The 24,771-nt window shown below is 49.1% G+C and carries 21 protein-coding genes and 2 pseudogenes; 2 read left to right on the top strand and 21 right to left on the bottom strand.

Annotation, left to right across the window (positions count from 1 at the left end):
- From MKX50_RS02925 to MKX50_RS02900, 6 genes are all read right to left on the bottom strand, one after another.
- The gene (locus MKX50_RS02925; RefSeq protein ID WP_155613005.1) at positions 1-951 is read right to left on the bottom strand and encodes a YafY family protein; all 951 of its coding nucleotides are present in this window, start codon (positions 949-951) and stop codon (positions 1-3) included.
- A 988-nt stretch (positions 952-1,939) separates the two neighbouring features.
- The gene (locus MKX50_RS02920) at positions 1,940-2,788 is read right to left on the bottom strand and encodes an MBL fold metallo-hydrolase (RefSeq protein WP_339158371.1); all 849 of its coding nucleotides are present in this window, start codon (positions 2,786-2,788) and stop codon (positions 1,940-1,942) included.
- Positions 2,789-2,966: 178 nt separating this feature from the next.
- Positions 2,967-4,049 carry an efflux RND transporter periplasmic adaptor subunit gene (locus MKX50_RS02915; RefSeq protein WP_339158370.1) on the bottom strand — a complete coding sequence of 361 codons (1,083 nt, stop codon included), beginning with the start codon at positions 4,047-4,049 and terminating at the stop codon, positions 2,967-2,969.
- Between the two features lie 139 nt (positions 4,050-4,188).
- The gene (locus tag MKX50_RS02910; protein ID WP_213590969.1) at positions 4,189-5,550 is read right to left on the bottom strand and encodes an ABC transporter permease; all 1,362 of its coding nucleotides are present in this window, start codon (positions 5,548-5,550) and stop codon (positions 4,189-4,191) included.
- Positions 5,547-6,260 carry an ABC transporter ATP-binding protein gene (locus MKX50_RS02905; RefSeq protein ID WP_213590968.1) on the bottom strand — a complete coding sequence of 238 codons (714 nt, stop codon included), beginning with the start codon at positions 6,258-6,260 and terminating at the stop codon, positions 5,547-5,549. The genes MKX50_RS02910 and MKX50_RS02905 overlap by 4 nt, the downstream gene beginning before the upstream one ends.
- Positions 6,261-6,600: 340 nt before the next feature.
- Positions 6,601-7,341 (bottom strand): MerR family transcriptional regulator, encoded by a 741-nt coding sequence (locus MKX50_RS02900; protein ID WP_213590967.1) that lies wholly within the window; start codon positions 7,339-7,341, stop codon positions 6,601-6,603.
- A gap of 96 nt (positions 7,342-7,437) precedes the next feature.
- Here MKX50_RS02900 and MKX50_RS02895 point away from each other — a divergent pair, with 96 nt between their 5' ends.
- Positions 7,438-8,139, top strand: coding sequence for a type II CAAX endopeptidase family protein (locus MKX50_RS02895; RefSeq protein WP_213590966.1), 702 nt, complete (start codon positions 7,438-7,440; stop codon positions 8,137-8,139).
- Between the two features lie 298 nt (positions 8,140-8,437).
- Here the strand turns inward: MKX50_RS02895 and MKX50_RS02890 are convergent, their stop codons facing one another.
- From MKX50_RS02890 to serC, 14 genes and pseudogenes are all read right to left on the bottom strand, one after another.
- Complete coding sequence (locus tag MKX50_RS02890) at positions 8,438-9,184, bottom strand: SDR family NAD(P)-dependent oxidoreductase (RefSeq protein WP_339158369.1); 747 nt, start codon at positions 9,182-9,184, stop codon at positions 8,438-8,440.
- 533 nt (positions 9,185-9,717) lie between these two features.
- Positions 9,718-10,872 (bottom strand): sialidase family protein, encoded by a 1,155-nt coding sequence (locus tag MKX50_RS02885; RefSeq protein ID WP_213590964.1) that lies wholly within the window; start codon positions 10,870-10,872, stop codon positions 9,718-9,720.
- A gap of 366 nt (positions 10,873-11,238) precedes the next feature.
- Positions 11,239-12,849 carry a sodium:solute symporter family protein gene (locus MKX50_RS02880; protein WP_213590963.1) on the bottom strand — a complete coding sequence of 537 codons (1,611 nt, stop codon included), beginning with the start codon at positions 12,847-12,849 and terminating at the stop codon, positions 11,239-11,241.
- A 33-nt stretch (positions 12,850-12,882) separates the two neighbouring features.
- On the bottom strand, positions 12,883-13,797 hold the full coding sequence (locus MKX50_RS02875; protein ID WP_055106756.1) for an NAD-dependent epimerase/dehydratase family protein: 915 nt from the start codon (positions 13,795-13,797) through the stop codon (positions 12,883-12,885).
- A gap of 74 nt (positions 13,798-13,871) precedes the next feature.
- Positions 13,872-15,245 (bottom strand): allantoinase AllB, encoded by a 1,374-nt coding sequence (allB, locus tag MKX50_RS02870; RefSeq protein ID WP_339158368.1) that lies wholly within the window; start codon positions 15,243-15,245, stop codon positions 13,872-13,874.
- 65 nt (positions 15,246-15,310) lie between these two features.
- The gene (locus MKX50_RS02865) at positions 15,311-16,087 is read right to left on the bottom strand and encodes an FCD domain-containing protein (RefSeq protein WP_213590961.1); all 777 of its coding nucleotides are present in this window, start codon (positions 16,085-16,087) and stop codon (positions 15,311-15,313) included.
- A 224-nt stretch (positions 16,088-16,311) separates the two neighbouring features.
- Positions 16,312-17,175 (bottom strand): serine/threonine protein kinase, encoded by an 864-nt coding sequence (locus tag MKX50_RS02860; protein ID WP_339158367.1) that lies wholly within the window; start codon positions 17,173-17,175, stop codon positions 16,312-16,314.
- Between the two features lie 172 nt (positions 17,176-17,347).
- Positions 17,348-17,992 carry a hypothetical protein gene (locus MKX50_RS02855; RefSeq protein ID WP_339160267.1) on the bottom strand — a complete coding sequence of 215 codons (645 nt, stop codon included), beginning with the start codon at positions 17,990-17,992 and terminating at the stop codon, positions 17,348-17,350.
- Between the two features lie 126 nt (positions 17,993-18,118).
- Positions 18,119-18,435 (bottom strand): annotated as a pseudogene (locus tag MKX50_RS02850) (response regulator); the annotation flags it as partial.
- A gap of 39 nt (positions 18,436-18,474) precedes the next feature.
- A pseudogene (locus MKX50_RS02845) lies at positions 18,475-18,756 on the bottom strand (5'-nucleotidase); the annotation flags it as partial.
- 17 nt (positions 18,757-18,773) lie between these two features.
- Positions 18,774-19,583, bottom strand: a complete 810-nt coding sequence (locus tag MKX50_RS02840; protein ID WP_244996411.1) for an aminoglycoside phosphotransferase family protein — start codon at positions 19,581-19,583, stop codon at positions 18,774-18,776.
- A gap of 174 nt (positions 19,584-19,757) precedes the next feature.
- On the bottom strand, positions 19,758-20,447 hold the full coding sequence (locus MKX50_RS02835) for an MOSC domain-containing protein (protein ID WP_339158366.1): 690 nt from the start codon (positions 20,445-20,447) through the stop codon (positions 19,758-19,760).
- Between the two features lie 55 nt (positions 20,448-20,502).
- Positions 20,503-21,384, bottom strand: a complete 882-nt coding sequence (pdxS, locus tag MKX50_RS02830; protein WP_339158365.1) for a pyridoxal 5'-phosphate synthase lyase subunit PdxS — start codon at positions 21,382-21,384, stop codon at positions 20,503-20,505.
- Positions 21,385-21,508: 124 nt separating this feature from the next.
- Positions 21,509-22,594 carry a 3-phosphoserine/phosphohydroxythreonine transaminase gene (serC, locus tag MKX50_RS02825; protein WP_339159999.1) on the bottom strand — a complete coding sequence of 362 codons (1,086 nt, stop codon included), beginning with the start codon at positions 22,592-22,594 and terminating at the stop codon, positions 21,509-21,511.
- 102 nt (positions 22,595-22,696) lie between these two features.
- Here serC and MKX50_RS02820 point away from each other — a divergent pair, with 102 nt between their 5' ends.
- Positions 22,697-23,593, top strand: a complete 897-nt coding sequence (locus MKX50_RS02820) for a LysR substrate-binding domain-containing protein (protein WP_339158364.1) — start codon at positions 22,697-22,699, stop codon at positions 23,591-23,593.
- Here the strand turns inward: MKX50_RS02820 and MKX50_RS02815 are convergent.
- On the bottom strand, positions 23,590-24,768 hold the full coding sequence (locus MKX50_RS02815) for an acetylornithine transaminase (protein ID WP_339158363.1): 1,179 nt from the start codon (positions 24,766-24,768) through the stop codon (positions 23,590-23,592). The two genes, MKX50_RS02820 and MKX50_RS02815, sit on opposite strands and share 4 nt — an antisense overlap.
- Between the last annotated feature and the right edge of the window lie 3 nt (positions 24,769-24,771).

The raw sequence follows: 24,771 nt of genomic DNA, 5'->3' as shown, positions 1-24,771 counted from the left end.
CTACCCTCTGTACAGCTCAACCATTGCCTCTGCTTCTAATAATACTCGATCACGCAGCTCCAGTGGCTCCATTACCCTGGCAAGCGATCCATAGCCAAGCAGAATTTCACATGCCGACTCCAGCGTATTGAACTCAGCAGCCGCTTCGATCCATCCTTGTTCTGCGGGCATCATATGGATTAGCTTGAGATATCGCTGCTGGGCTAGGCGCGGTAAAGCTGCTTCCTGAAATCTGAGCCGGGCGGGATAACGCGGAAGATTCGCTTTGAACTCTTCTGTTGAGCGCTCCCAATATAGTGCCAGGTCAAAAGAATCGGGACGCTGAAAAGATTTCTCCAGCACTTGGGCATTCCTGATCCGGGAGATACGGTAAGTGCGCATTTCCCCTTCCACTCTGGCTACAAGATACCAGATACTGCTCTTGGCGACCAGCCCCAGCGGCTCGGCGATGCGCTCCACGGCCGAATCTTCCCGCCGGTAATCGAAGCGGAGCATGCGGTCCTGCCAGACCGCTTCCTGAATCGTCGGCAAATCGGGCAGCCGATCGGCGGACTGATGCCAGCCGGCACCGTCGATATGAATGCGCTGACGCACTCTTTCGGCTTCGCCTCGAAGCCGTTCGGGAAATGCAGCCAGCATTTTCTGAAAAGCATGCTCAAACACGCCTCCAAGTCCCAGGTCTCCTAAGAGTGAAGATGAATGAGCCAGGAGCAGCGCCTGCATCTCTTCGGGCTTCATTCCCGTCAGATCAGTGCGGTAGCCCTCCGACAATACCCAGCCCCCGCTTGTTCCCCGTTCCGCATACACCGGAATTCCCGAGGCGCTTAGGGCCTCCATATCGCGGTGTATTGTCCGCTCGGATACCTCCAGCCTAGCCGCCAGTTCCCGCGTCGTGAGCCGTCCGTGATTTTGCAATAACAGCAATATCGAAATGAGCCGATCCGCCCGCAAGCTGATTCCCTCCTTTGTACGTTTCCCTAGCTGCACTAGGTTCATGGTAGCATGGATATATGACAGGGATTGTCATATATCGCACCGCGCGAAGCTCACAGCGCACGGTAGTCGGCGTCACGTAACGGTGGTCAACCACATGACGCAAGAAGCAACCCCAGATACAGGTATCCGTGTGCTAATTGTCGAGCATGCCAGCGAAAATGGGATTCTAACGGACACACAGGGCGCTATTCCGTTTTTTTGACTAAATTTGATATGCGAACGGACCCTGGTTCCGCTATTCACTCTAAATGAGCATAGCTTGCCCCACTTTTTGCCCAATAGCGGAACTACGGTCCGTTGGCTTAGATATTTACGCGTATTTGGAGAAATAGCGGATCTAGGGTCCGCTAGATTGCCGGAGATATCTCACATCACAAGAAGTAATTCACCGTGCGCTTGAAATCAACAGTTTGCTTAAATCAACAGACGCTTAAATCAACAGGCACTTAAATCAACAGGCGCTTGGATCAACAATGTGCTTGGGTAACAGGTACTTAAATCAATATTTTGCTTGGATCAACATTGTGCTTGAATCAACATTGTGTTTAAATCAACAGTCTGCTTAAATCAACAGTGCGCTTGGATGAATGGGCGAGGACGAATGTGCTTGGACGCGGTGGACTTGCTGGACAATGTACGCTTCACCTGCAGTGTCATGGCCAGACATCACGCTTGACCGACGTCGTACTTAGCCAACAGCGTGCCCCGACCCAACAATATACTTGGCCTAACAATATACTTGACCTGACGGCCTGCTTGAACCTACAGTGCATTTGCTCGACAATGAGCCTGGATTGAACGTCCATGAGTCAACATACCAAATGGATCGGCGATTCACTTGATCAATGTTCTGCTCAATCCCCGCACAAACCTTACTGCCGAAGAAAAGGGCCCCCTTCACGTACACAAAGCTGAGGAAGGCCACTGCCCTACACGTACAACGCTACCGAAGGAAGGCGCTGCCCTTCACATACACATACCGCTCACCGCGAGCCATGACATGGCATTTCTGCTCAGGGAAGTGCTCATAGAGATAGTCCACGAAGTAGCCGGGCTTCTCCGCATTCCCCGCAAACACGTCATAATGCAGCGGAATAACCGTCTCTGCGCCGATTCTTACCGCGAACTCGGCCGCTTCCCTATAGTTCATGTTGCCGACAATTCCCCGTTCCCGGCGGAAAAAATCAGCTCCATTGATCGGAAGCAGGGCGACATCTGGCTGAATTGCGCTCAACCGCTCGACCAATTCAGGGAACAGCACCGTGTCGCCGGCATGATACAGCGTAACTCCATTCAACTCGATGACATATCCCACGTAGCGCGGCTTCCCTTCTGCATCCTTGTCCAGCTCTTCGTGGGCCGCGGGAATAGTCGTTATTTTGATTTTAGAGAATAGCTCGGCTGATCGGCTATCATCTGCCTCTAAAATCTGTGATGCCCCTACGCCCATTTCGATCAAGTCCGGTTTACAGCAAGCTGGAGCCATGACGAGCGCCTCTTTGTTTTGCCGATGAAAAATAGGCAGCGTGCCTGCATCCATATGATCTACATGCTCATGCGTAATCAAGCAAAGGTCAGCCCCGATAATATCCTCAGGGGTGATCGGCGCAGGGTAAGTACGAGGTAAATCCAGGTGATCCGATACATAAGGATCGACATACACCGTTACTCCGTCACCCTTGATAATTACGCTCTCTTGCCCAAGAAACCAAATCGCCAGCGTCCCGAAGGGAACCTCGGTGCGGTTGACCTCTTGAATCAATGTTGCTCCTCGTCTGTGATGCTTAGTCATGATTAATCCTCCTGTCGATTCTGATGATTGTCCGTGAACAAAGGCGAACGCTTCGCTTCTCCGGAATATGTCACACCCTGGCCAATCACTGCTGCTTCTTTAGTTCAGCATATATATAGTATAAACCAGACAGCTGCCTGCCAGATTCGTCTGAAATAAATGGAGCGCTGCCCGGAACTTATTGCAGGGCGACCGTATCGCCTTCCTTCAAGCCTTCCAACACCTCGGTTTTATCCGTTGTCTCCAGGCCTGTCTTGATATCTCTGCGTTCGTATTGACCCGATCCTTTATCCAGCATGACATAGGCGGAGGTCTGATCGCGCATGACGGCGATCGACGGAAGAGCCAACACATTTTCCTTGCGATTAGTTTCGATATCGCCGGTGAGCGATAGCCCGGCAATCAGATACTCGCTTGGTTCAAGAGAGATCGTGACCTCGAATTGAGCCGCTTTATTCAAGCTGTCCTGGTCGGTTCCCGTCTTGGCAAATTTGGAGACATGCTTCACAGTTCCGGTCAGCGGCACATCCTTCATCGCGCTCATTGTCACTTTCACATTCATATCCGGCTTGATCCGGAATACGTCCTGCTCCCCGACAAGGGCCGTAAATTGCAGCTTGTTCAGATCGACAATCTTGCCAATATATTGATTGTCGCTAAGCGCTTGCGGCTTCTTCGCTTCCGAATCGAACAGGAAAATGCCCGCAGCCGGAGCGCGGAATTCAGAATCCTTCAGCTTCAGCTTTTTCTGCTGCAGCTCCTGACGCTGAATCGAAATGCGTACGTCCTCCAGCTCCTTCGTCAGCCGCGCACTCTCCCGGTTGGCGAGCAATTTTTTGCGGTTCTCATCGGTTAATTCGCCTCCTGCCATCTCGGTGTCGAACTCTGCGACAAAAGACTGCAGTTGGGTTTCCAGCTCGGCTTTGCGAAGCTCCGCTTCCTCACGTGTAATCTGGTTCTGCAGCTCGGTCTGATCCAGCCTGAACAGCACCTCGTCTTTTTTGACCTGCTGGCCGTCCTCGATCTTCCATTCCGTTACTTTGGAGCTGAACGGAGCATAGACCGGCGTCTCCTGCTCATACAGCGATTTTCCCTTGACCCGTATCGTGTGAACCAGTGTCTCTTTCGTTGCCTGGAATGTAATGGCTTGGGACTCCATTCCCGGATCGGCGACTTGGGCAGGCTTCGACATGGAATACAGCAAGTAGCTGATTCCGGCAAGAATGATGGCGATAATGATCCATTTTATTTTTTTCTTCACTTTCCCTGCTCTCCTTCTCTCATACCGCTTAGAATTGGCAGCGGCGAGGCCGTGTATGACTCTGTATGCAGCCCCGTGTCCCTCTATTGCACCGTCTTGGCGGAGCATCTTATTGCCATGCGGAACGGATATCGAATCTCTAATCCCGCTTGATCGCGGTTAAAGCATCAGTCCGCGATGCGCTGACCGCCGGATAAATGCCCGATATAATGCCTGTCATGATCGCAAAGGCCAATCCGACCGGAATGGCTGTATACGGGATAAAAATCGATATATCCGACTCCCCGCTATTCAATGACAAAATGAGTGCGTTAATTCCCCATACGATCCAGTAGGAAAACATAATGCCCAGCAGCCCTCCCAGGAAGCCGAGCAAGGCTGCTTCAACAATGAACATATTGCGGATCTGGGACAGGTTGGCCCCCAGCACCTTCATAATGCCGATCTGCCGGCGGCGCTGATAGGTCGACATCGTCATGGCGACAATAATGGAGATCGAGGCGATGATCAAAATAAAGACGCCCGCACCGATCGCAATCGCCTTGAACACGGCGAATTGCTCCTCCAGCTGCTCTTTCTGCAGCAGATTCGACTGTGTCGATACGGTAAGCCGCTGCAGCTGCTCCTCGACCTGCTTTACGTTCTGCTCCGCATCCACCTTCACTTTAACCGAGTTGTATGTAGGAGTACTGCTTTGCACCGAGGAAGGCATCAGCTCTTTTCGCAGCTGCTCGGCCGTTTCGATCGAGATGTAAATCTTGCTGTCCTGAGCGATGGAAATATCGCTGCGGCCCTTGGGCTTCTTCAGTACGCCAACGACCTGCAAGGGAGTGCTCGTTAGCTGTTTGCCATTGTCGTCATACTTCACGAGCTGAATTTGCGTCTGGTACATGGCTGTCGGTATGACCATCATATTGCGGTATTGCTCCTGCGAATTGCGATCATATCCTGAACGTTCCATTGCTTCATACAGTTTGTTTCTAGTCTCCTCATCCATCAAGCCCATCGTGGCCCCGTAACTGAGCACAACTGAATTGATATCAACGCTGTCGGCCTTACCCTGCCCGAAGGTCTCGCCAAAGTCCTTAAGCCGGGTCAGATCCGTGGCAACCACTTCGACGTAGCCCTCCTTGCTGTCCGCTGTCGTCATTCCCAAATGATCGAATGTCTGATATGGCGCGACTGCCGTTACATGCTTCATATTGCGCATAACCTCGAGCTTCTGATCCGTCAGCAGCCCGCGGTTATTCGCCTCTTCGCTAACCTGGTCGGGGTTGTCCTGGCCCGGCATGGCGCCGGAATTGGGCATGACCGTAATCTCATCCATCTTCAGAAAGCTGTTCAGCTCGGATTCGACGATCTGTTGTGTCGATTCGCCGATGCTCATCGCCAATATAATTGCGGCACAGCCTATGGACAAGCCGGCTGCGCACAGCATGGTCACGACTTTGCGCCGCCGCACCTGATCCCAAGACAGCCTTGTCAGATCGCTGATTCTCAAGCCTGTACCTCCTCTGCTTCCGCTTGCGGATCTACAGCCGGCTGTGATGTCTGGAGCTGCCCGTCCCGCAGCGTAATAATCTTCTGCGTTTGCTGCGCCACCTCGCGCTCATGCGTGACAATAATAAAGGTGGTGTCCATCGTCTGGTTAAGCCGCTTGAGGATCGCCAAAATTTCTTCCTCCGTCTTCGTATCCAGATTCCCGGTCGGCTCGTCGGCGAAGATGACCGAAGGCTCGGTAATCAGCGACCGGGCAATGCTGACCCGCTGCTGCTGTCCGCCCGACAGCTGGGACGGGAACAGTTCGGCCTTGTCCGGGATGCCGACCTGCTCGAGCAACTGAAGCGCTTTTTGCTTGCGGACGGAGGGGCGGGTAGATTGAAAGACAAGCGGCATCTCAATATTTTCACGCACCGTCAGGTTCGGCAGCAGCTCATAAGCTTGAAATATAAAACCGATATGCTTACGGCGGAACTCGGCCAGCTTGTTCTCGTTCATCTTCACAATGTTATGATCGGCGATATAAATTTCGCCTTCGGTCGGCTTCATCAGCCCCGCCATCAGATTGAGCAGGGTCGACTTTCCTGAGCCCGAGCTGCCCAGCAGCGCAATCATCTCGCCCTTGCGGACATGAAAATTGATGTTCTGCAGAACAAGCGTGGTCTCGCCGCCATTCTTGAAAGCATGGGACAAGCCCTCTACACGAAGCAAGTTCTCCACTCCTTTTATATGAATCTCTCAAACGTAAACGGCTGACGGCCCATGAACGGCACAACTGCGTTTCGCATAGAAATATAAGCCTTGTATAAGGGTGAAACTTATATATTCTTATATCTCAATAAATAGACGATGCATCCGGTATCTGCCCCTGCGTGTTATACGATATAAACTTCCGCAAGATGCCAATCTAGTTGCCGCACTGTCTATTTTACCAGAAAAAGGCATGCCTCGGATCGACAAATATCACTTTGCCGTATCAGCGAGGGCGATTGATGCTATGACTAACTGGATTTCTTACATTTACAAATGAACGATTATAGGTTTTGAGTCTTCAATGATCTTCACTCTTCTTCAGCGCAAATGATATAGACTGCTCCACAAAATCCAGAACTTCTGGCGACACAGGATACAGCCCGGTTTCCTCAGCAGGCCGTTTGCGCACTTCCCAGAACCGGTCCATCAGCTCGGCGTCTCCCCCAAAGGTTTCGTCCGAAAGCTTGATCAGTTCACACGCCAGCGCGTAAGCCTCCTCTGATTCCGGAGCAATGGCATGCTTCACGCAATGCTCGATCCGCCGAAGCAGCGATACGTACTGCTGGGTGGCGCGGTCTCCGCTCTCCAAAGCGGGCAAAGCCTTTCGCAAAAACTCGCGCTCCTCCTCAGCAAAGTAATCGACCCATTTCTTCGTGCCAACCTGTGCGTTCTGTACCAGAGCGGAGACTCGTTCCCAAGGGAGAGTCCCTTCCAAGTCCAGCATATTTATGAGCGAAGCTGTATTCGCAATGCTGGCCTGTAAAGAAGCAAGTTCCTCCTGCAAATGATGGTGGTGGGCGATCAGGATGTCCCGCAAGGAAAGCTGGCCGAGTACCTTCTGAATGTCCTCCAGCGAAAGGGACAGCGATTTGAGCAGCATGATTTTTTCGAGTATAAACAAATCTTCTTCAGAATAGTAACGGCGGCCGTTATCCTGCCTCAGGCTTGGCGTCAGCAGCCCGATCTGATCATAGTAGCGCAGCGTGCGCACCGAGATATTCCGCAATTTGGATACTTGTCCGGTCGTCCATCTAGTCATTGCCTGCCTCCTGCAAAAAACGCTTGAAGATAACGTTGCGTCACCTTTTATAATGCAAATTATACCATAGGGAGATAATGGAAAGGAGTTTGTTCTATGAACAGAATGGCTGGATGGAAAACAAAAGATGCATGGTCCTGGAGGGAATTCGTGCTTCTCCTGCTGCTTGAGTTCGTCTTCGTGATGGCTGTGGTGAAATACGGTGCACAGAGATTGTATTTGTCCTGGCTGGGCAACCCGCTATATTCAGGTATGCTTACCGGACTGACGATCGCGATCGTGCTGCTGGCAGGCTTGAACTATATTGCCCTGCGTCCGCAACGATTAACATGGGCGGAGATTGGGCTCCGCAGGTTCCCGGCGAAGGATTGGGGGCGGATTCTCATTTGGATTCTAGTCCTTGTCGTACTCAGCACAGGAGCGATGCTCTTAACCAACTTGTTTGGAAATACGGTAAGTAACAGCAAAACGGAAAGCCTTCAGCAAAATGTCACCTGGTTCACCGTACTCCTCGCGGTGATTTCTGCAGGGGTTATCTCCCCCTTGTATGAAGAGCTCTTTTATCGCGGCTTCATGTATCGCTGGCTGCAGGCACGAGCGGGAGTAGGCTGGGGAATAATGATCAGCTCGCTAATTTTTACGGCGGCGCATTATCCAACTATGAATGCGATGCCGGTTAACTTCATTGCAGGCGTCGTTCTGGCCTGGGCATATGAAAAGACGGGCTCGGTCGTGCCCGCCATGATTATCCACGGAGTAACCAACACCATCGCTGTCCTGCTTACGGCAACAGGATAGTCCCTTCCCCCTCTGAGCCAGCGAAGCGGGATTTCGCGGCAGCCTGCTTACGGTAATAGAATAAGTTCTTGCCCCTGAGCTTTATTGATAAGCACATCACGCAGCTGGTACTGTGCGTACCCCGGGCCAAGCCCAACTTCGCATGGCGCTTTCCAAATAACGGTTCAAATAGCGGTCCAAGTAGCGCCATAGCGGAATTCCCCCTTTGCCTAACCCCTTTTCATTTGATCCTACTTCACTTAACCCTCCTTTGCTTGATCCTGTTTCGCTTGAACCCCCTTCGGATGATTTGGACAACCTAGGGCTCCATATCCGCGTAATGGACAAGCCTTCCGGGTGAAAATTCGTTTTCGATGATTTTCAATAAGTGCCTGCCGAGCGATTCCACGGGCTGGACTTGGCCGGCCTCGTAGGCCTGCTTGAAGTATTTGCCCATCCCGAAGTCCTGCTCATCCTTACCCCGGGCTGCTGCTTGCAGTCCGGTCTCGACCATTCCCGGATCTACGGCAATAATCTCCACAGGGCGGGCATGATTCGCCTGCTCCGCTCCGACACATTGAGTGAACATGTTGATCCCAGCTTTAGCCGTACAATATGCGCTCATGCCTGGAGCAGGATACGTGCCTGAGCCAGAGGTAATATTGATGATTTTCCTTCTGATGTCCATGTCCTGGGTATACCGGATAAAGCTAGAGGTCAAGGCCATAGGAGCAGCGAGGCTAATCTGCAGATGCTGCTGGATTTCCGTAGCGGTACAACGATCAATTGGCTTTAGCGGTTCAAGCATGGCTGCATTATTAATCAGGCAAAATATTTTAGAGTTATTTATATTTACCTCATTAACAATCCCTTCGATCAGGGATTCAATTGCTGTAATATCGTTCAAATCAAACGTGCGATGGACGTAATTCCCATAGCTTTGCAACCGTTCCGAAGCCCCCCGGGCAATGCCGTATACCCGGTGTCCAAGATCAAGCAGCAGGGCCGCCAACTGCTCGCCAATTCCTTTGGATGTTCCTGTAATAACAAAATGCCCTCTTTCCATCAGAACACCTCCATCCTATTAGGGCTAGTTGCTGTACATATTTAACTTAATTTGAAAATATCACCGCACGCTCCATTCGTCAAACCTCGTCCTCTTTCATCCGTTTTCATACAATTTCTTAGACTTTCATCCCTCTTCTAGAAGCTCCGCAAATGCAAAAAGCCGATTTAGCCCTGTTAGAAGGGTAAATCGACTTGAACACTGTTGAGGCATGTGGCGATCGACCACCGTCATGCAATGGAACACCGCGCGCTGGGAGCTTCACGTTAGGAGCTGCGCTCGGGAGATGTGCGCCCGGAGCCCCATTTGAAACTGCACTCGAGAACTGCGCGCCCGGAGTTCCATTTAGAGCTGCACTCGAGAGTTGTGCGCCGGGAGCTGTGCTCGGAACTGCGCCCCCGAAGCTGCACTCGGGAACTGCGTGCCCGGAGCTGCGCGCGGTGCGAAATGGAGTTAACGCAGTAGAAGCCAACCCTACAGACGATGGATGATCTGCTGTCCTTCATTCAGCAACACAAGCCTATACTGAGGTCTTATTCGACATCTGGCTGTCCTGTTGCTTTGTTGACCACTTTTTTGAGTACAGCATTTGGAGAGCTGCATTCCCCCTTTATAATATCTTCCTCTGTAAAACGCGCCATCAAAATTTCCCGCTGTGTCACACGTTCCCAATCATAAGTCACATAGATATACCCATCCGCAGCCTCGACGGCATCCGGATAAGATACCTCGTTGCGCTCATCAAGCAATAAGGTATACGGCCATGTCTTCCCGTCATCCTCACTCAATAAAGCAGTCAAGTGACTTCGGCCCTTCCACTTTTTCACATCTCCCTGATTAAATATATCCTCCAGGTCAATTCTTTCATTAAAGTTATAATGATTAATCATTAACAGTCTTCCTGATTTCAATCTGCGAATATGGAAGCGTGAGCACGGTCCATCGATATGGCTCTTCCTGCCTGGAGACCAGGTATACCCTCCATTCTCGGAAATGCTCTCCCCGACTCCATCAAAGGTTCTGACAAGCATCCATAAGGCTCCATCCTGTTTCTCTACGATCATATGCTCATCGAAGCTCCGATTAGGTACATCCGCATGACCTCGTAGCTGAAAGGTTTTCCCGTTATCGGTTGATACATAAACATTGGAAAACTGTTCGTGCTGCAACCCATGATCTTCACTTGGCGTACTTCCGCAGGTATTGCACCATATAGCGCATGGAAATAGCCATTCTTGCTTTGATGTAACAATGGGCTTATTCATCATGATCCCATTGGCTATTCTACGCGGCGGGGTCCAGCTAAGGGTTTCCGCGTCCGGATCCTCGCAAATGGAAACCCACACGCCCATTCTACCGTCATTAAATCCACGGGCTTGAGTCCAAGTCATCCATAATCTTTTAAAAGGATCGATCCACAAGTTCGGATCATAGATGCGACATTCCGGGTCAGGGTGCTCTACAACGGCAACGCCTGAGCGAAAGGTCTGTCCATGGTCATCGCTTACACATAAAACCATGATATTCCCGCCAACCTCTGCACCTTGTCCGGAGTAAAAATTGATAAAAATTCTTCCTTTTTCTGTGACTTCAATGGAAGGTATCCCTTGCCAACGTCTGTAATCATCCCTGAACCTTTGTTCGGAAGGCTCTACAAAAATATGAGCTGGTCTCAGTGCAGAATCCATAATATGTGATCTCCTTAAAGTGTAATGTGGATTTATACCCAAAGGCATTTATGCAAAACAATAACGAAGGTGCAATCGATATTAAGAGGTCTGAGATGCTTCAGACTTCGTGCGTGTGATGAATGCAGCTATGAAAAAGGCTAGTCCAAAGAGGAAGGTCACACTTCCCCACCAAAAATTGATGTTGTACGGAAAGAACTCTGTAGTCTTGTTGGTAAATAATCCGAAAACCACCAAGACTAGACCCAGATAACAAAAAATCACGCCTGTTAAAAATTTAAGATCAAATATTAGCCTCTTCATGATCTCACTCCTCGTGTTTTCATTACAGCCGTCTAAATTACAAGCATGGGCAAATGAAATCGCTTACCAGAAATAAATATTAATGACAGTCATAATAATGATAGAAATAAGGGCTAGATAACCTGGCCGTTTGTACCATGGAAGATCCGGGTAGGATATTTTATCACTCAAGCTCCGTACTAATCCCTTAAGCTCGCTTTCCGGCTTTGGTTTGGTAAACAAGCTTACGACTATAGTAATGACCATAGTTACGATCCAAGCCCATAATGCTCTAGAGAAGTTGCCTTCGGCCATCGTGCTGTAGAAATCGCTTGGAATTAGGAAGTACATTAAGAAGGAGCTGATAATCCCCAGCAGCAAGCCCCAGAACGCTCCCCATCCAGTTGCTCTCTTCCAGAATACGCCTAGGAAGAATGTTGCAAAGAACGGTGCGTTAAAGAACGAGAACAGCATTTGAATATAGTCCATAATGTTCGGGAACTTGGCAGCGATAAAAGCAGCAAAAACCGCAAGTATTGTACCGATGACCACCATTAAACGCCCGACCTTAATATAATGCCGCTCACTGCCATCCTTTTTCATATAAGCCTGGTAGATATCATACGTCCAAACCGTAGTAAAAGCTGTAATATTACCGGCCATCCCACTCATGAAGGCAGCCAATAGAGCGGTTATGCCTAGACCAAACAACCCTTCAGGCAGCAGCTTGGCTAATGTAAGCGGCAATGCCAGATTGTAAGGCATATCAGGGTCGGTACCCAGCTCAGGGAACAGCGGAATGGCAATAAACCCTGGCACAATAACTACGATCGGCACGATAATTCTAAAGAAGGTGGCATAGATAGGTGTATTTTGAACCGCTCTTACATCCTTAGCAGCAAATGCCCTCTGTGCGACCAGAAAGTCGGTCATCCAATATCCAAAGGATAGAACAAAGCTAAGGCCAATAATCACTCCGAACCAGCTAACTCCCATTGGATTATCAGCAGTGCTGCCTAAGCCCTGCCATAGATGCGTGAAGGACTCGGGCATGTTGGCCAAGATGCCGTGAATACCCCCAAACTTGTACATCCCGATAAAGGCAATGGGCAGCAAACCGATCCATATTAGGAAAAACTGAATAACCTCGTTGTATATGGATGAAGTCAGTCCTCCCAGCAATACGTATAATAAAACTACGATCGCGGCCAGAACGATACTGAAGACCATCGACCATCCCAGCAATACGCTAAAAATCAATCCCATAGCATATAAGCTAATGCCGGAGAACAGAATTGTTAGGACAAAAAACGTAATGGCATTCAATCCACGGGTTGCTTCATTGTATCGGAACTTTAGATACTCCGGGATCGTTCTGGCTTTTGACGCATAGAAGAATGGGTACATGTACAGGCCTACGAATAACATAGCGGGTACGGCTCCCACCCAATAGTAGTGCATAGTCAGCATGCCATATTGCGCGCCGCTGGCGGCCATCCCCAATAGTTCCAGGGCTCCTAAATTCGCTGCCAAATACGCGATACCCGTAATCCATGCCGGAAGCGACCGGCCGGATAGAAAGAAGTCACTGTCTGACTTGATCAGCTTCTGAACAATTAACCCGACTACTATTACGAACGCGAAATAACTGAAGATAATAAAATAATCAATCGACCCCACTGAAATTTTCCCCATTTAGTTCACCCGCTCTCGTTTGATTAAGCGCTTTCATTTATCGGCTTTATGAATATTTTCCAAATGCTTCGCATAGTCCGTAATCCCGGCCTCAAGATGATATTTAGCTTTGAACTGCAGCTGCTTCTCCGCTTCACTGCAATCAAATGCACCAATAAAGTCATAGCCTAAATCTCCGGGGCCAATCCGGATGTATACATTAGGGTATATTTTCTTAATTACCGCCGCCACTTCTTTTATCTTGGTATTAACTCCTGTTCCAATATTAAAGACGCTTGAACTGCAATTTTCAGCCTGCAGCGCTTTATATACGGCAAGAGCGGCATCCTTGACATAGATGAATTCCAGCTGTTGATCCCCACCAGCCGCATCATCTATGTCCTCCCCATGAACGGCCCTCTCCAGAAGGGATTTAATCGGATCCGGCATGAAGCGATTGGGACCGTAAACGAAAGCAAGACGTAATGAGATCACATTCATCCCGTAATTTCTGTTATACACCTCCCCTAGCTGCTCCCCCGTCAGTTTGGATACCGCATACGTGTTCTCTGGATTAACCTTGCTGTCTATAGTTGTTACCGCTGCGGAATTATTGCCGTACACGGCCCCCGAGCTCAAATAAACCACCTTGCTAATATTAAATATTCTTGCGGCTTCAAAAATCGTTGATGTTCCTAAAATATTCGTTCTCACCGTCTCATAGGGGGAGACTTCTCCCGCATGAGGATGCGAGATGCCTCCTGAATGAACTATCGCGTTGATGTTGTATTTTTTAATGATCGATGCCAGCCTCGGAAAATCGCACAGATCACCCGTCTCCACCGTAAACTTATCCGTGATCGGCGATTTTCTCTGATCAAAACCTACGGCAATATGGCCTTCGCTGCTTAGCAATTCCATCACGGTTGATCCTACCAACCCTGAGCTTCCTGTTACTAAAACGTTCATGCATGCGCCTCCCTTGTTTCCATGCTGTATAAAATCAATTATTTCAATGAGCCCCCAAAAGGGGGATTGCCCAATCACCGCTGAATGGGGACAAACTCTCCGTAGGTGGATTCCTCCGTGATTTTTCCATTCTCATAAACTACAGTCCCCCGTACCATCGTTGCCATCACTTTGCCTTTAAACTTGTATCCTTCATAAATCCCCTGTGAGCTTTTGGTCTTCGAAAACGAATGCTCGCCTTGATAGACCCATTCCTGGTTCAAATCAACAATCGCCAGATCGGCGTCCGATCCCACGGTAATAGTCCCTTTTTTTGGATATAGCTCAAAGGTTTTCGCTACATTCGTTGAAACCAGCTTGGCCAGCTCCACTAAGCCCAGTCCTCTGGCATTCACGCCCTCGCTAATCATAGCCGGAAGCAAGACATCGATTCCACCGAATCCAGGCCAGGCCTGCCATATGTTATCCTTGCCTGCCAGTTTCTCCTCATCCGTGTACGGAGAGTGATCCGAGCCGATGAAGTCTATATTTCCTTTAAATATCTGTTCCCACAGCCCCTCTTTATTCTCAAGCGATCTTATTGGAGGGTTGCATTTGGCAAATGGCCCCTTTTCCTTCAGGATCGATTTATCGAATAACAGGTAATGCGGACAGGTTTCATTCGAAACCCGGATGCCCTTTTCTTTCGCCTTGCGAACCATTTCTCCGCCTTCGGCTACAGTCATATGGACAATATGCAGACGGCATCCGGTATTTTCCGCGAGCAAAATGGCCCTTTCCATCGCTTCCAGCTCGGCCAAAGCCGGTCTTCCGTCCGGGTATGACTCCGGATTCAAATTACCGCTTTGCTCCATTTCCCTGCCTGCGGCTTCCACAATGTCAGCGTTTTCAGCATGGACTCCAATGAGGCCGTTGAACCTTGCAGCGTTCTTCATCGCTCTATATAAGACATCATCCGGCGTATGCGGGTAATTCTCATTCGCGTAGGACATGAAGGCCTTGTAACCGACGCAGCCCAATTTATGCATTTCACTTAAATTATCCGCAGATTTGGGGATCAAGCCGCCCCATAGGGCAAAATCAATCAAGGAGTTTCGGTCTGCGATTTCCTTCTTCAATTGGAAGGATTCACGGTCTATGACCGGCGGAACACTTAAAGGCATTTCTATCAAGGTCGTTACCCCGCCAGAGGCCGCTGCCTTGGAGCCGCAGTTATAGTCCTCCCTATAATCTTGGGGACTTGGCTCCCATAGATGGACATGGGGATCGATTGCGCCCGGCAATATAACCATCCCCTCGGCATCGATCAGCTTCCGGCTGTCAACCCTGCTATGGCTGTCTAAAATTCCTGCAATTTTCCCATCTTGGATTAACAAGGTTCCCTTCACCGCTTGGTTCTCCAGCACAATGGTTCCATTTACTATCGCGGTATCAAATACGGTACCCATTTGCTTCGCCCCTTTCCTTATTCAACTAGTCCATGTCCATAGTTAGTGGCAGCCCTTCTGCCGCCTTAATTCCCTTCAGCCTGTTCTTTGATCGCACTAATCAGCGTTTCGATATGGACGCCCATTCGTCTCTCGGCTTCAGAGGCATTTCTCTGCTTAATCGAATCAACAATCGATATATGTTGAAGGAGATACTCCTCTCCCCGTTCTCTTGTAATGAGCTGAGCGATTTGGGATTCCAGCCGAAGCTCCTCATAAATCAAAATATCCAGTGATGCGATTAAGAATCGATTGTATGAAGCCTTGGCTACCTTAATATGAAAATCCAAAGCAATATCCGTAGGATCAATCTTGCCTTTGACTACTTCCTCATGTTTTTTCAAGGAAATCTCAAGCTCTTCGATGTCCTTGGAGGAAGCCCGAAGCGCGGCTAGCCTTGCTGTTTCACACTCCAAAGCTTTTCTGGCATCAAGCAAGTCAATTAATTCATCAAAGCTTTGTGGTATTGCGGCCATCATAAGCCGGGCCTGCAGGCGTTCCCGCTCGATTCTTTCTGACTGAATTTTGGCATAATTCATTCCTTTTGAAGTGATGGCCCTCCCCTGGGCACCGGCAAGCTTCGTGAATCCCTTGGCGTCCATTTCCTTCAGCATTCTACCGATCGTTGCCGTACTGAACTCGATTCCTTTAAGCCCAAGCATCACCTTCAACACCCAGGAGCCCACCGGCTCATCCGTCTGTATTAAATACTTGAGCACCAAATACTCCGCATATTCATTTTTTGAAGAAAAGAAGCTCCCTTCATCGAATGTGTCTGCGCTTTCAACAAATTTTACGCTCACCTTACACTCATCCTTCCCTCCTCCTCATCGATGAGGAGTGTTATATATAAAAAATATTCAGCATACCTCCTATACCGAAGACAGCTAATCTCTAGTTGGCACCTCATCATTGATGAGTAGGTTGTATGTGTATTATAAATTCTCTATTTCCTGACTGTCAACATATTTAAAAAAGACTCTTTCGAGAAACCTGGAATGACGGAATTGCAAACGCCTGGATTAGGCTAAATTCGCTGTCTATTCCAGGCTTCGCAAAACTCCGCCACAGACGAATAACGGCGCTCCCGCTCCGGTTCAACAGCCTTCAAGGCTACCTCGTACAGCTCTGGGCAAGCCTCCCATTTTGCCCATGAACGGTCGAGCTCTCCGCCGAGCAGCCCAAAAGCCGTGGCTCCCATATTAAACACATTGGTTATTCCATCAATTATGGCGCCTCTTTCAAACTCCTCCGGGGACATGAATCTGGAAGAGCCCCACATTCTGCCCATAGAATTGACAAATGACCCTTTCCGATACAGATCAATGTCGCAAATCCGGGTCGTTCCAGATTCGAAGTTGTACATGATGCTCCCATCGTAAAAATCAACGGCAACAAAGCCCTTCTGCTCAGCAAAAGCATGAAAGGCAAAAATTTCATCCAAAGAGGCCAGCCTCTGGTCCAAGGAAAGCTGCCTGTAGCGATAATACGGCGACGCAGGATCCGTATACTTCGCCGGAGGCGGGTAGGACCAATGCGGATGAAGATTCTCCCCTTCAAACCATTCAAAAACTGCAGCATATCCGTCCCTCGTTGAAGAGTGATTTACCAGATTCACCAAGCTTTGGTGGGCCAGTGCTTCATAAACCGGTATCGCCTGCCGCAGCCGCAAAACGGCCTCCTTTACATTGCCCTCGTAATTCACGGTTTCAGCGCCGGCATATTTCACGAACTTCTTGCTGCCATCTTCAAGCCGAACTCCGAATGAAATATTGCCGGAGTCCTGCTGCCAGAATACATCGAACACCTCTCCCATGCCCTCCAGCCAGGTTAAATCATGAGAGGCCCGTAATGGAAAGGTCTGGGCTTGTAAACGAACGGTTACCGTCATTGAATTCCCTCCTGCAATACTGCCTGCTCTCTAGAAAACCCCTTCTCCCTAAACCAGATGCAAGTTCACCATATTGCAGGGTCTCTAATCAAAGATTATAGGCGAAACTAAATAACCAGTCACCTATTGAATATCAGTAACTGGTTGCTTAGTTAAGTTATTTGCCCGATCACTATTGCTGTGAATCGACCGGAATTCCCTTTTCTTTGAGCCAGCTGACTAAGTAAGAAAAACTGTCCAAGGTTAACTTCAGACTTTGCTTCTGATCATTTAAGGCCATCACATCAATCTGAATGGTTTTATCATGTTCATTAAAGATCACTGCTGCGGCTTCTTCTGTGTGACTGCCCAGTTCCGTTCCTGATCCCAGTTCGAAGTCTGCATGCACTTTCTCAAAAAAGGACATGTATTCATCTTCTTCCTTAGAATCCTCATCTTCCTCCACCTCTTCTGCAGCTCCAGCTTCCGCAAAGGCTCGAAGAATTGCTCCAAATTGATCTGTTGATTCTTCATAATCCGGCTCGTCTTCTGACAGCAGCTCCTCAGGCTGATCCAGCTCGTAATAATTCCCCTCTGTTAGGTAGCCATGCTTCTGACCTAAGTCTGATGCCGATTCTATATCTGAATTAGACTTGGAATTTGGTTCTGGATCTAGTTCGAGCTTTAGTTCTGCATCTAGTTCTAGCCCTGACTCCAATTCATCTCCTGGCTCAGAACGCAAGTCCAAATCTGGGCTTGTCTCAGCCGGTGGATCGTTATCCCAACTGCCTCTGCTCAACAATTGACTTAAATGCTCTAGCTCCTGCTGGTTCAGCACCGGGCCTTGTCCGAGACTCTCCATCGTCTCTTTAGGATCCTCTGTGTCTTCGCTGCCCGCCCTTTTCTTCCGTTCAATCAGCGGTATAACATTCTCAATTAGCGTATTAATGGTCTCCGGGTCGAGTGGCTTGGTAACATAGTTTGCTCGCCCCTGCCTCCAATGCTCTTGAGATCAGCTCTCTTTGACTCATTGCCGAGCATATCATCACCACCGCATCGGCATCTATTTTTTTAATTTCCTTAAGGGCCTGTATTCCGTCCATTTCAGGCATTGGAAATATCCATCATAACAATGTCGGGTCTAAGCTCTTTAAATTTTTCAATGCCAATCAGCCCATTTTCCACTTGACCAACTACCTCATATCCTGAAATAGTTAATATATCCGTCAGCATCATGCGTAAAAACCTGGTATCGTCAACGATAAGAATACGAAGTGACATTGTAATTCCACCCTCACTTTTAGGTTCTTGTTGCAGCTTTTATAGCATCCCTCCCCAACTCGCTGTCGGGTTGTTCTTCTTAACGGGTTGCGGGAAATTGGCCTTTGGAAGACGATCCTCGATATCCTCAAATTGAACAGATGGCACGATCCTAGCAACGCCCTCAATGTGCCCAACCTGGTCATCGAAGAATATGGGGTTTAAATATTCGCAAGACTCTGCCTTTATCGATTCCTCCTAGAAAAAAGCCTTATCCACCCTAATATCCAAATTTCTCATTGTCGTGATCACCCTCTCATGTGCAGGGGCGTTCTTGGCCGTAGCTTTACCTCCATTTTCTATGTAATTGTCTTCAATCTTGCTCTGATCTCTAGTAATAATGCGTTTTTCTCTTCATCCGGTATCCCATCCGAAAGTCTCGCGGCAGCTACCGGCAGTATCCATGGATCTACCTCGGCATAATCTTTGTTCGCCAGCTTCATGTAATGCCTGACATATTCTTTTTTGATGCGCTTTCTAAAGAAATTGATAAGGAGACCTTTCGTTTTGGGAGTCCCTTCTGGTAATGTGCCATAAGTCAACAGAAGTACGGACCTGGCGAGGTCGCCCAGCGGGTGGCCAGCCATTCCCGTCATCCAATCAATTACGCAGCTATTATTTGGATCCGTTACTAACACATTGTCGGGATGATAATCTCCGTGGCAGAGCTTATGATCCTCGGGCAAACCTTGCAGTTGATGAATAATCTTCGACTTTTCGGCATCGGTTAGGAGCGGGGCTGATTGAATATTATGAGCGAGTATCTCTTTATGATTCCTGCTCAAATCCGCAACAGAATGGGAATGCACGTGATGATGGAGGGCGGCTAACGTCCTTGAAAACCGCCTGATCCGCAGAGGTCTCCGTGTCATCAAATGAAGCAGAGAGGTGCCTGGAACCCGTTCAAAAATAATCCCCAGCCTTCCGTCCCTCTCGATCATCTCAAAGGCCCTCGGGACATTGATACCCAGGTCATGCACATACTGGCTGACCTCATACTCCTCATGAATCGCTTCAATTGGAAAGCCCTTCTTATAAAGCTTTAGAACCTTGTTATCACCGGCAACGAATATATCTGCTGTTCTTCCCTGGCCCACCTGCTCCAACAACGATCATCTCCATATAACCAAATTAACCTTCCACTATTACAAAAACGCCCCAGCCTTAAGATCGCTCTTATCTTAGGCTGAGGCGTTGTTACGCGAGCTTCTTTCCACGATTATACATCTGATTCTCCCGTGGCGATAGCCCGGATATGCGTAGAAAATCGCTATGAACATAAGCTACTTTTCTTTGTAGCCCGTTAGTCTTTCTCTAGTATCCGTCTCGCTTCCTTCAAGTCGCTTGGTCAGTGTCTTTCTCCAGTTGTCCGAGAGTTCCTCGACTTCAAGAATCTTGGCTATTCCTTCAAGATTATTCTTTTCGCGATGCATGATCTTGTTGGCGTAAGATACCGTAATTGCTTTCGGATGTCTGTCGATCAAATGCAGCCCATCCAGCCTCGATACGAGCCCTTCCTGGAGCACGCGGAAATAAAAGCCGGTATACCCGGTTTCCTGTACTTTTAACGGCATGTCAGGGGTCCCGTATTTTACGGATAGTTTATAACAAGGCTGCCTTGGCTGGCTTACCTGCACCACCGCTTCTCCCAGCTGAAAAATATCGCCAATGCAAACCTCCGTCTCCAGCAAACCCCGCGTTGTTAAATTTTCGCCGAATGCACTGTACTCCAATGCCCGGCCCAATTCCTTCTCCCAAAAGGGATAATGCTCGTAAGGGTACACACAAACGGCCTTCTCCCTGCCTCCGTGGTGAACAAGATCGGCCTGACCATCCCCCTCGAAGTTGAGCCAGGACAGGAACAGCGGCTCATCGCTTGGCCTCTTGAAGATGCCTGTCGAAATTTCCTTATTGTTAAATTGCACCTGTATCGGCTTGCCTACATTGATGGATATAATTTCACCCTGCCCCACGAGGGATCACTTCCGTTTCCGACTTTGAATTCAAGAATTAACTGTCTCTTACCTATTATATACCACGTTCCTGCATGCGGTCTCCTGCTTCTAGCTTCGAGATTTCTAAACCTTTCATCGGGGCTCCCAGGTTTTTGGATATTTCTGCAATCAGCTTAAAATCGGTATAATTCGTCGTTGCCTCCACAATGGCCCGGGCAAATTTCTCCGGCTGCTCCGATTTGAAAATTCCCGATCCAACAAACACGCCGTCGGCCCCTAATGTCATCATTAAAGCCGCATCAGCGGGAGTAGCCACCCCTCCGGCAGCAAAGTTAACGACCGGTAATCTTCCCGTATCCCTGACCTGCAGCAATAATTCATAAGGTGCGCTGAGCTGCTTGGCCTCCACCATGAGCTCATCCTTGCTCATTCCCTGCACTTTACGTATTTGCCCAAGCATCATGCGCATATGGCGTACTGCCTCGACAATATTTCCCGTTCCCGGCTCCCCTTTGGTGCGAATCATCGATGCCCCCTCTCCGATACGGCGCAAGGCCTCTCCCAAATCCCTGGCCCCGCATACGAATGGGATCGTAAACTCATTTTTGTCGATATGAAAAATATCATCGGCGGGCGTTAACACTTCACTTTCGTCAATGTAGTCCACGCCCAGGGCTTCAAGTACTCTGGCTTCTACATAGTGACCGATGCGCGCCTTCGCCATCACGGGGATAGACACAGCCTTCATTACCTGCTCGACAACAACCGGATCGGCCATGCGTGCAACTCCGCCTGCCGCACGGATGTCTGCCGGCACTCTTTCCAGCGCCATCACGGCAGTAGCTCCAGCTGCTTCCGCAATTTTGGCCTGCTCGGCATTCATCACGTCCATGATGACGCCGCCTTTTTGCATTTCCGCCATTCCCCGTTTGACTCGGTTCGTCCCTGTTTCCATCTCTCATTCCTCCATGTTTTCAAGTTTCTAAACTTATTTTGTTCACCAGTGCACAACCATGCCACGCACCCAAATTGAAACCCCGACAATGAAGGCCGAAATTTCAGTCTAGCAGATTTATTTTCTATCCAAAGCGCTGTTGAAAGTCCACCATGAAATCTGCCAACGCTTTGCACTGTTCATACGTAACAGCATTATAGAGAGAAGCCCGCATATGCCCGGCATCCCGATGTCCCTTTAATCCCACAAAGCCGTTCTGTTCCGCTTCTTGTAAAAATTGCAGTTCCAATTCATCATTCATCACGCGAAACGTCGCATTCATCAGCGAACGACTTTCCTTATGTGCGAGCCCGCTATAAAAACCACCACTTTGGTCGATCGTGCTATACAGCAAGTCGGCTTTAAGCCGGTTGCGCTGTTCCATGCCTTTTGCTCCGCCGTTATTCCGAATCCATTTCAGCACAAGATTAACTATGTACACGGCAAATACAGGCGGTGTGTTATACAGCGAGCCGCTGTTCGCATGAGTCCGATAATTCATAATATCTGGGATATGTGCAGGAATTCTGCTCAGCAGCTCACGCTCAGCGATCACAACAGTAACCCCAGAGGGGCCTAGGTTCTTCTGAGCACCGGCATAGATAAATGCAAAGTTAGATACATTAACCGGACGAGACAAAATATCACTGGACATATCTGCAATCAGCGGAACTTCCCCTGTATCGGCGAAGCTATGGTATTGGGTTCCCGCTATCGTTTCATTGGAAGTAAGGTGAACATAGGCTGTTTCAGGATGAAGATTTATTCCATGCAAATCTGGAACCTTCGTAAAATGATCCGCCTCCGAGCTTGCCGCAATTGCCGTATCGCCCATTTTTCTCGCCTCCGCTATGGCCTTGCCCGACCACGTCCCGCTGTGGATGTAGCTTGCCACACGCCCTGCCGGCAAGAAATTTATCGGCACCATGGCAAACTGCATGCTTGCCCCTCCCTGCACAAACATCACTTCATAACCCGAGGGAATGTGAAGAAGCTCTTTTAGCAGTTGTTGAGTTTCGTCGTTAATTTGTTCATATTCCTTGCTCCTATGCGAAATTTCCAGAACAGATAGACCGGTGCCCTGCAGGTCAAGGAGTTCCTCCTGTGCTTGATGCATTACTTCCCCAGGCAATCCTGCTGGCCCAGCATTAAAGTTATAGACTTGTTTCATCTCCGTTCTCCTTTTAATATATAGATATTTCATATCGTTTATCTTAAAATAATAGTAAGAACCTATTATTATTTGTAATAGGCTTTTCAAGGAGGAAGATTCATGGAACTCAGGCAATTGGAGTATTTCATGGCCGTATGCCACGAGCTGCATTTTACCCGTGCCGCGGAGAAGCTGGGTATCGCCCAACCCTCGCTAAGTCAGCAAATTCGTTTACTGGAGCACGAAATCGGCACCCCCCTGTTCGATCGCATCGGTAAGAAAACCGTCATTACCGAAGCGGGCAAAACCTTGCTGCACCATAGCTACAATGTGTTTCATGAACTATCCCAGGCACGTGCCGCGATCAGCGAAATCCAAGGATTGAAAAGAGGTACATTGAAAATCGGCGCGCTGTTGACCGTAGTCAATTACTTGCTCCCCCCAACCGTAATCGGCTTCCACCGCAGCTATCCTAACGTCGAGCTGTCTGTGCTCGGTCTGCGAACTGGAGATATTTACAACGGACTACTGGAAAATGAACTCGATTTGGGCATTGTATATTTACCGATGGAGCATGATGATCTGGAGACTATCCCCCTCTTTAAAGAAAATCTTGCCCTTGCCGTGCCTGTAGATCATCCCATCGCTCAGAGGCCTTTCGTGACACTTGATATTCTTAAAGAGACACCAAGTGTGTTACTGCCAAACACATATTTTCTGCGCCAGCTCATTAATGAGCAATGCCGCGCCCTTGCCTTCGCGCCGCAGCCCGTTATGGAAATGACAACGATGGAGTCAATCATCAATATGGTCGTTCAAGGCCTTGGCGTCACAATTCTACCGAAAGGTTACCTCGACTACATAGGAAATCCGCATATTCAGACAATCCCGATTCAAAACCCGGTTCCTACGACACAAATCGGGGTCGTCTATCGGAAAAATAAATATTTATGCGCGGCCAGCCGGGTGTTTATGGAGCAATTGATTACTACGATCAAAAGCAAACATATGGATTAACGCCTCTCCAGAACGGTGGAGACAATGTCCACGGCCTGGTCAATTTCTTCCTTTGTAATATATAAGCTAGGCATAAAACGAATCACGTGAGTACCTGCTGCCAATACCAATAGTCCGTGCAGCAGCAGTTCCTGAATGACGGGGGCAATCGGTTCGCGGCATTCAAGGCCGATCAACAGACCGAGGCCCCTTACGGATTGAACGATAGAATAGGACTGAAGCTGCTCCTGCAGCCTTTGCAAAGCATATGCGCCCATCTGTTCCGCTCGTTCACATAAACGTTCCTCGAGTATCGTCTCTAGCGTAGCCAGGCCAGCCGCCGCCGCAAGCGGGGCGCCTCCAAATGTCGACGCATGGCTTCCTGGGGAGAAGGCGTCGCGAAGCTTCTTCTTCCCCATCATTGCTCCGATAGGAAATCCGCTGGCCAGCCCTTTGGCAAGCGTGATGATATCCGGCTCGATGCCATAATGCTCGTAAGCAAACAGCTTCCCCGTTCGCCCCATCCCCGTCTGCACCTCATCGATCATAAGCAGCAGCCCTCGCTCCTTGCATAGAACGGAGAGCCGGGTCACAAACTCGGGATCCGCGGCATAGACGCCACCTTCTCCCTGTACGAGTTCAAGCATGATCGCTGCGGTCCGCTCCGTGATCCTATCTTCTACCGATTGAATATCGTTATATCGTGCATAGGCAAATCCCTCCGGCAGCGGAAAAAATCCATCCTTGACCTTATCCTGCCCCGTCGCGGTCAATGTGGCCATCGTGCGCCCGTGAAAGGATTTTTCGAACGTGATGATTTCGTATCTGCCATTGCCAAGCACCCGCTGGTGATATCTTCTGGCACATTTGATTGCAGCCTCATTGGCTTCTGCCCCGCTATTGCAAAAGAAGACGAGATCCGCACAGCTGTGAGCGGTAAGCATTTGCGCCAGCTTCTGCTGGTTCGGAATATGGAACAGGTTGGATACATGCCACACTTGTTCAAGCTGTTCCTGTATTCTTCGTTTTATTTTTAAGGGCACATGTCCCAAATTACATACCGCAATTCCTGACATAAAGTCCAAATATTCTTTGCCTTGGTCATCCCAGAGCCGGCTTCCATTCCCTTTGATCAGCGAGACGGGATATTTCGTGTAGGCCGGAAACAGAACGCCGTTGTCAATAGGCTCAGCCATATT

The sequence above is a fragment of the Paenibacillus sp. FSL W8-0186 genome, from assembly GCF_037969765.1.
GTDB classification, from domain to species: Bacteria; Bacillota; Bacilli; order Paenibacillales; family Paenibacillaceae; genus Fontibacillus; species Fontibacillus woosongensis.
This window is presented reverse-complemented; position numbering and strand designations above follow the sequence as displayed.

What these genes read in the sequence shown, in the direction of transcription:
- MKX50_RS02920 (WP_339158371.1), bottom strand. Translation starts at nt 2,788, where the DNA reads ATGACTAAGCATCACAGACGAGGAGCAACATTGATTCAAGAGGTCAAC.
- MKX50_RS02900 (WP_213590967.1), bottom strand. Translation starts at nt 7,341, where the DNA reads ATGACTAGATGGACGACCGGACAAGTATCCAAATTGCGGAATATCTCG.
- MKX50_RS02895 (WP_213590966.1), top strand. Translation starts at nt 7,438, where the DNA reads ATGAACAGAATGGCTGGATGGAAAACAAAAGATGCATGGTCCTGGAGG.
- MKX50_RS02890 (WP_339158369.1), bottom strand. Translation starts at nt 9,184, where the DNA reads ATGGAAAGAGGGCATTTTGTTATTACAGGAACATCCAAAGGAATTGGC.
- MKX50_RS02885 (WP_213590964.1), bottom strand. Translation starts at nt 10,872, where the DNA reads ATGGATTCTGCACTGAGACCAGCTCATATTTTTGTAGAGCCTTCCGAA.
- MKX50_RS02880 (WP_213590963.1), bottom strand. Translation starts at nt 12,849, where the DNA reads ATGGGGAAAATTTCAGTGGGGTCGATTGATTATTTTATTATCTTCAGT.
- MKX50_RS02875 (WP_055106756.1), bottom strand. Translation starts at nt 13,797, where the DNA reads ATGAACGTTTTAGTAACAGGAAGCTCAGGGTTGGTAGGATCAACCGTG.
- allB (WP_339158368.1), bottom strand. Translation starts at nt 15,245, where the DNA reads ATGGGTACCGTATTTGATACCGCGATAGTAAATGGAACCATTGTGCTG.
- MKX50_RS02860 (WP_339158367.1), bottom strand. Translation starts at nt 17,175, where the DNA reads ATGACGGTAACCGTTCGTTTACAAGCCCAGACCTTTCCATTACGGGCC.
- pdxS (WP_339158365.1), bottom strand. Translation starts at nt 21,384, where the DNA reads ATGGAAACAGGGACGAACCGAGTCAAACGGGGAATGGCGGAAATGCAA.
- serC (WP_339159999.1), bottom strand. Translation starts at nt 22,594, where the DNA reads ATGAAACAAGTCTATAACTTTAATGCTGGGCCAGCAGGATTGCCTGGG.
- MKX50_RS02820 (WP_339158364.1), top strand. Translation starts at nt 22,697, where the DNA reads ATGGAACTCAGGCAATTGGAGTATTTCATGGCCGTATGCCACGAGCTG.
- MKX50_RS02815 (WP_339158363.1), bottom strand. Translation starts at nt 24,768, where the DNA reads ATGGCTGAGCCTATTGACAACGGCGTTCTGTTTCCGGCCTACACGAAA.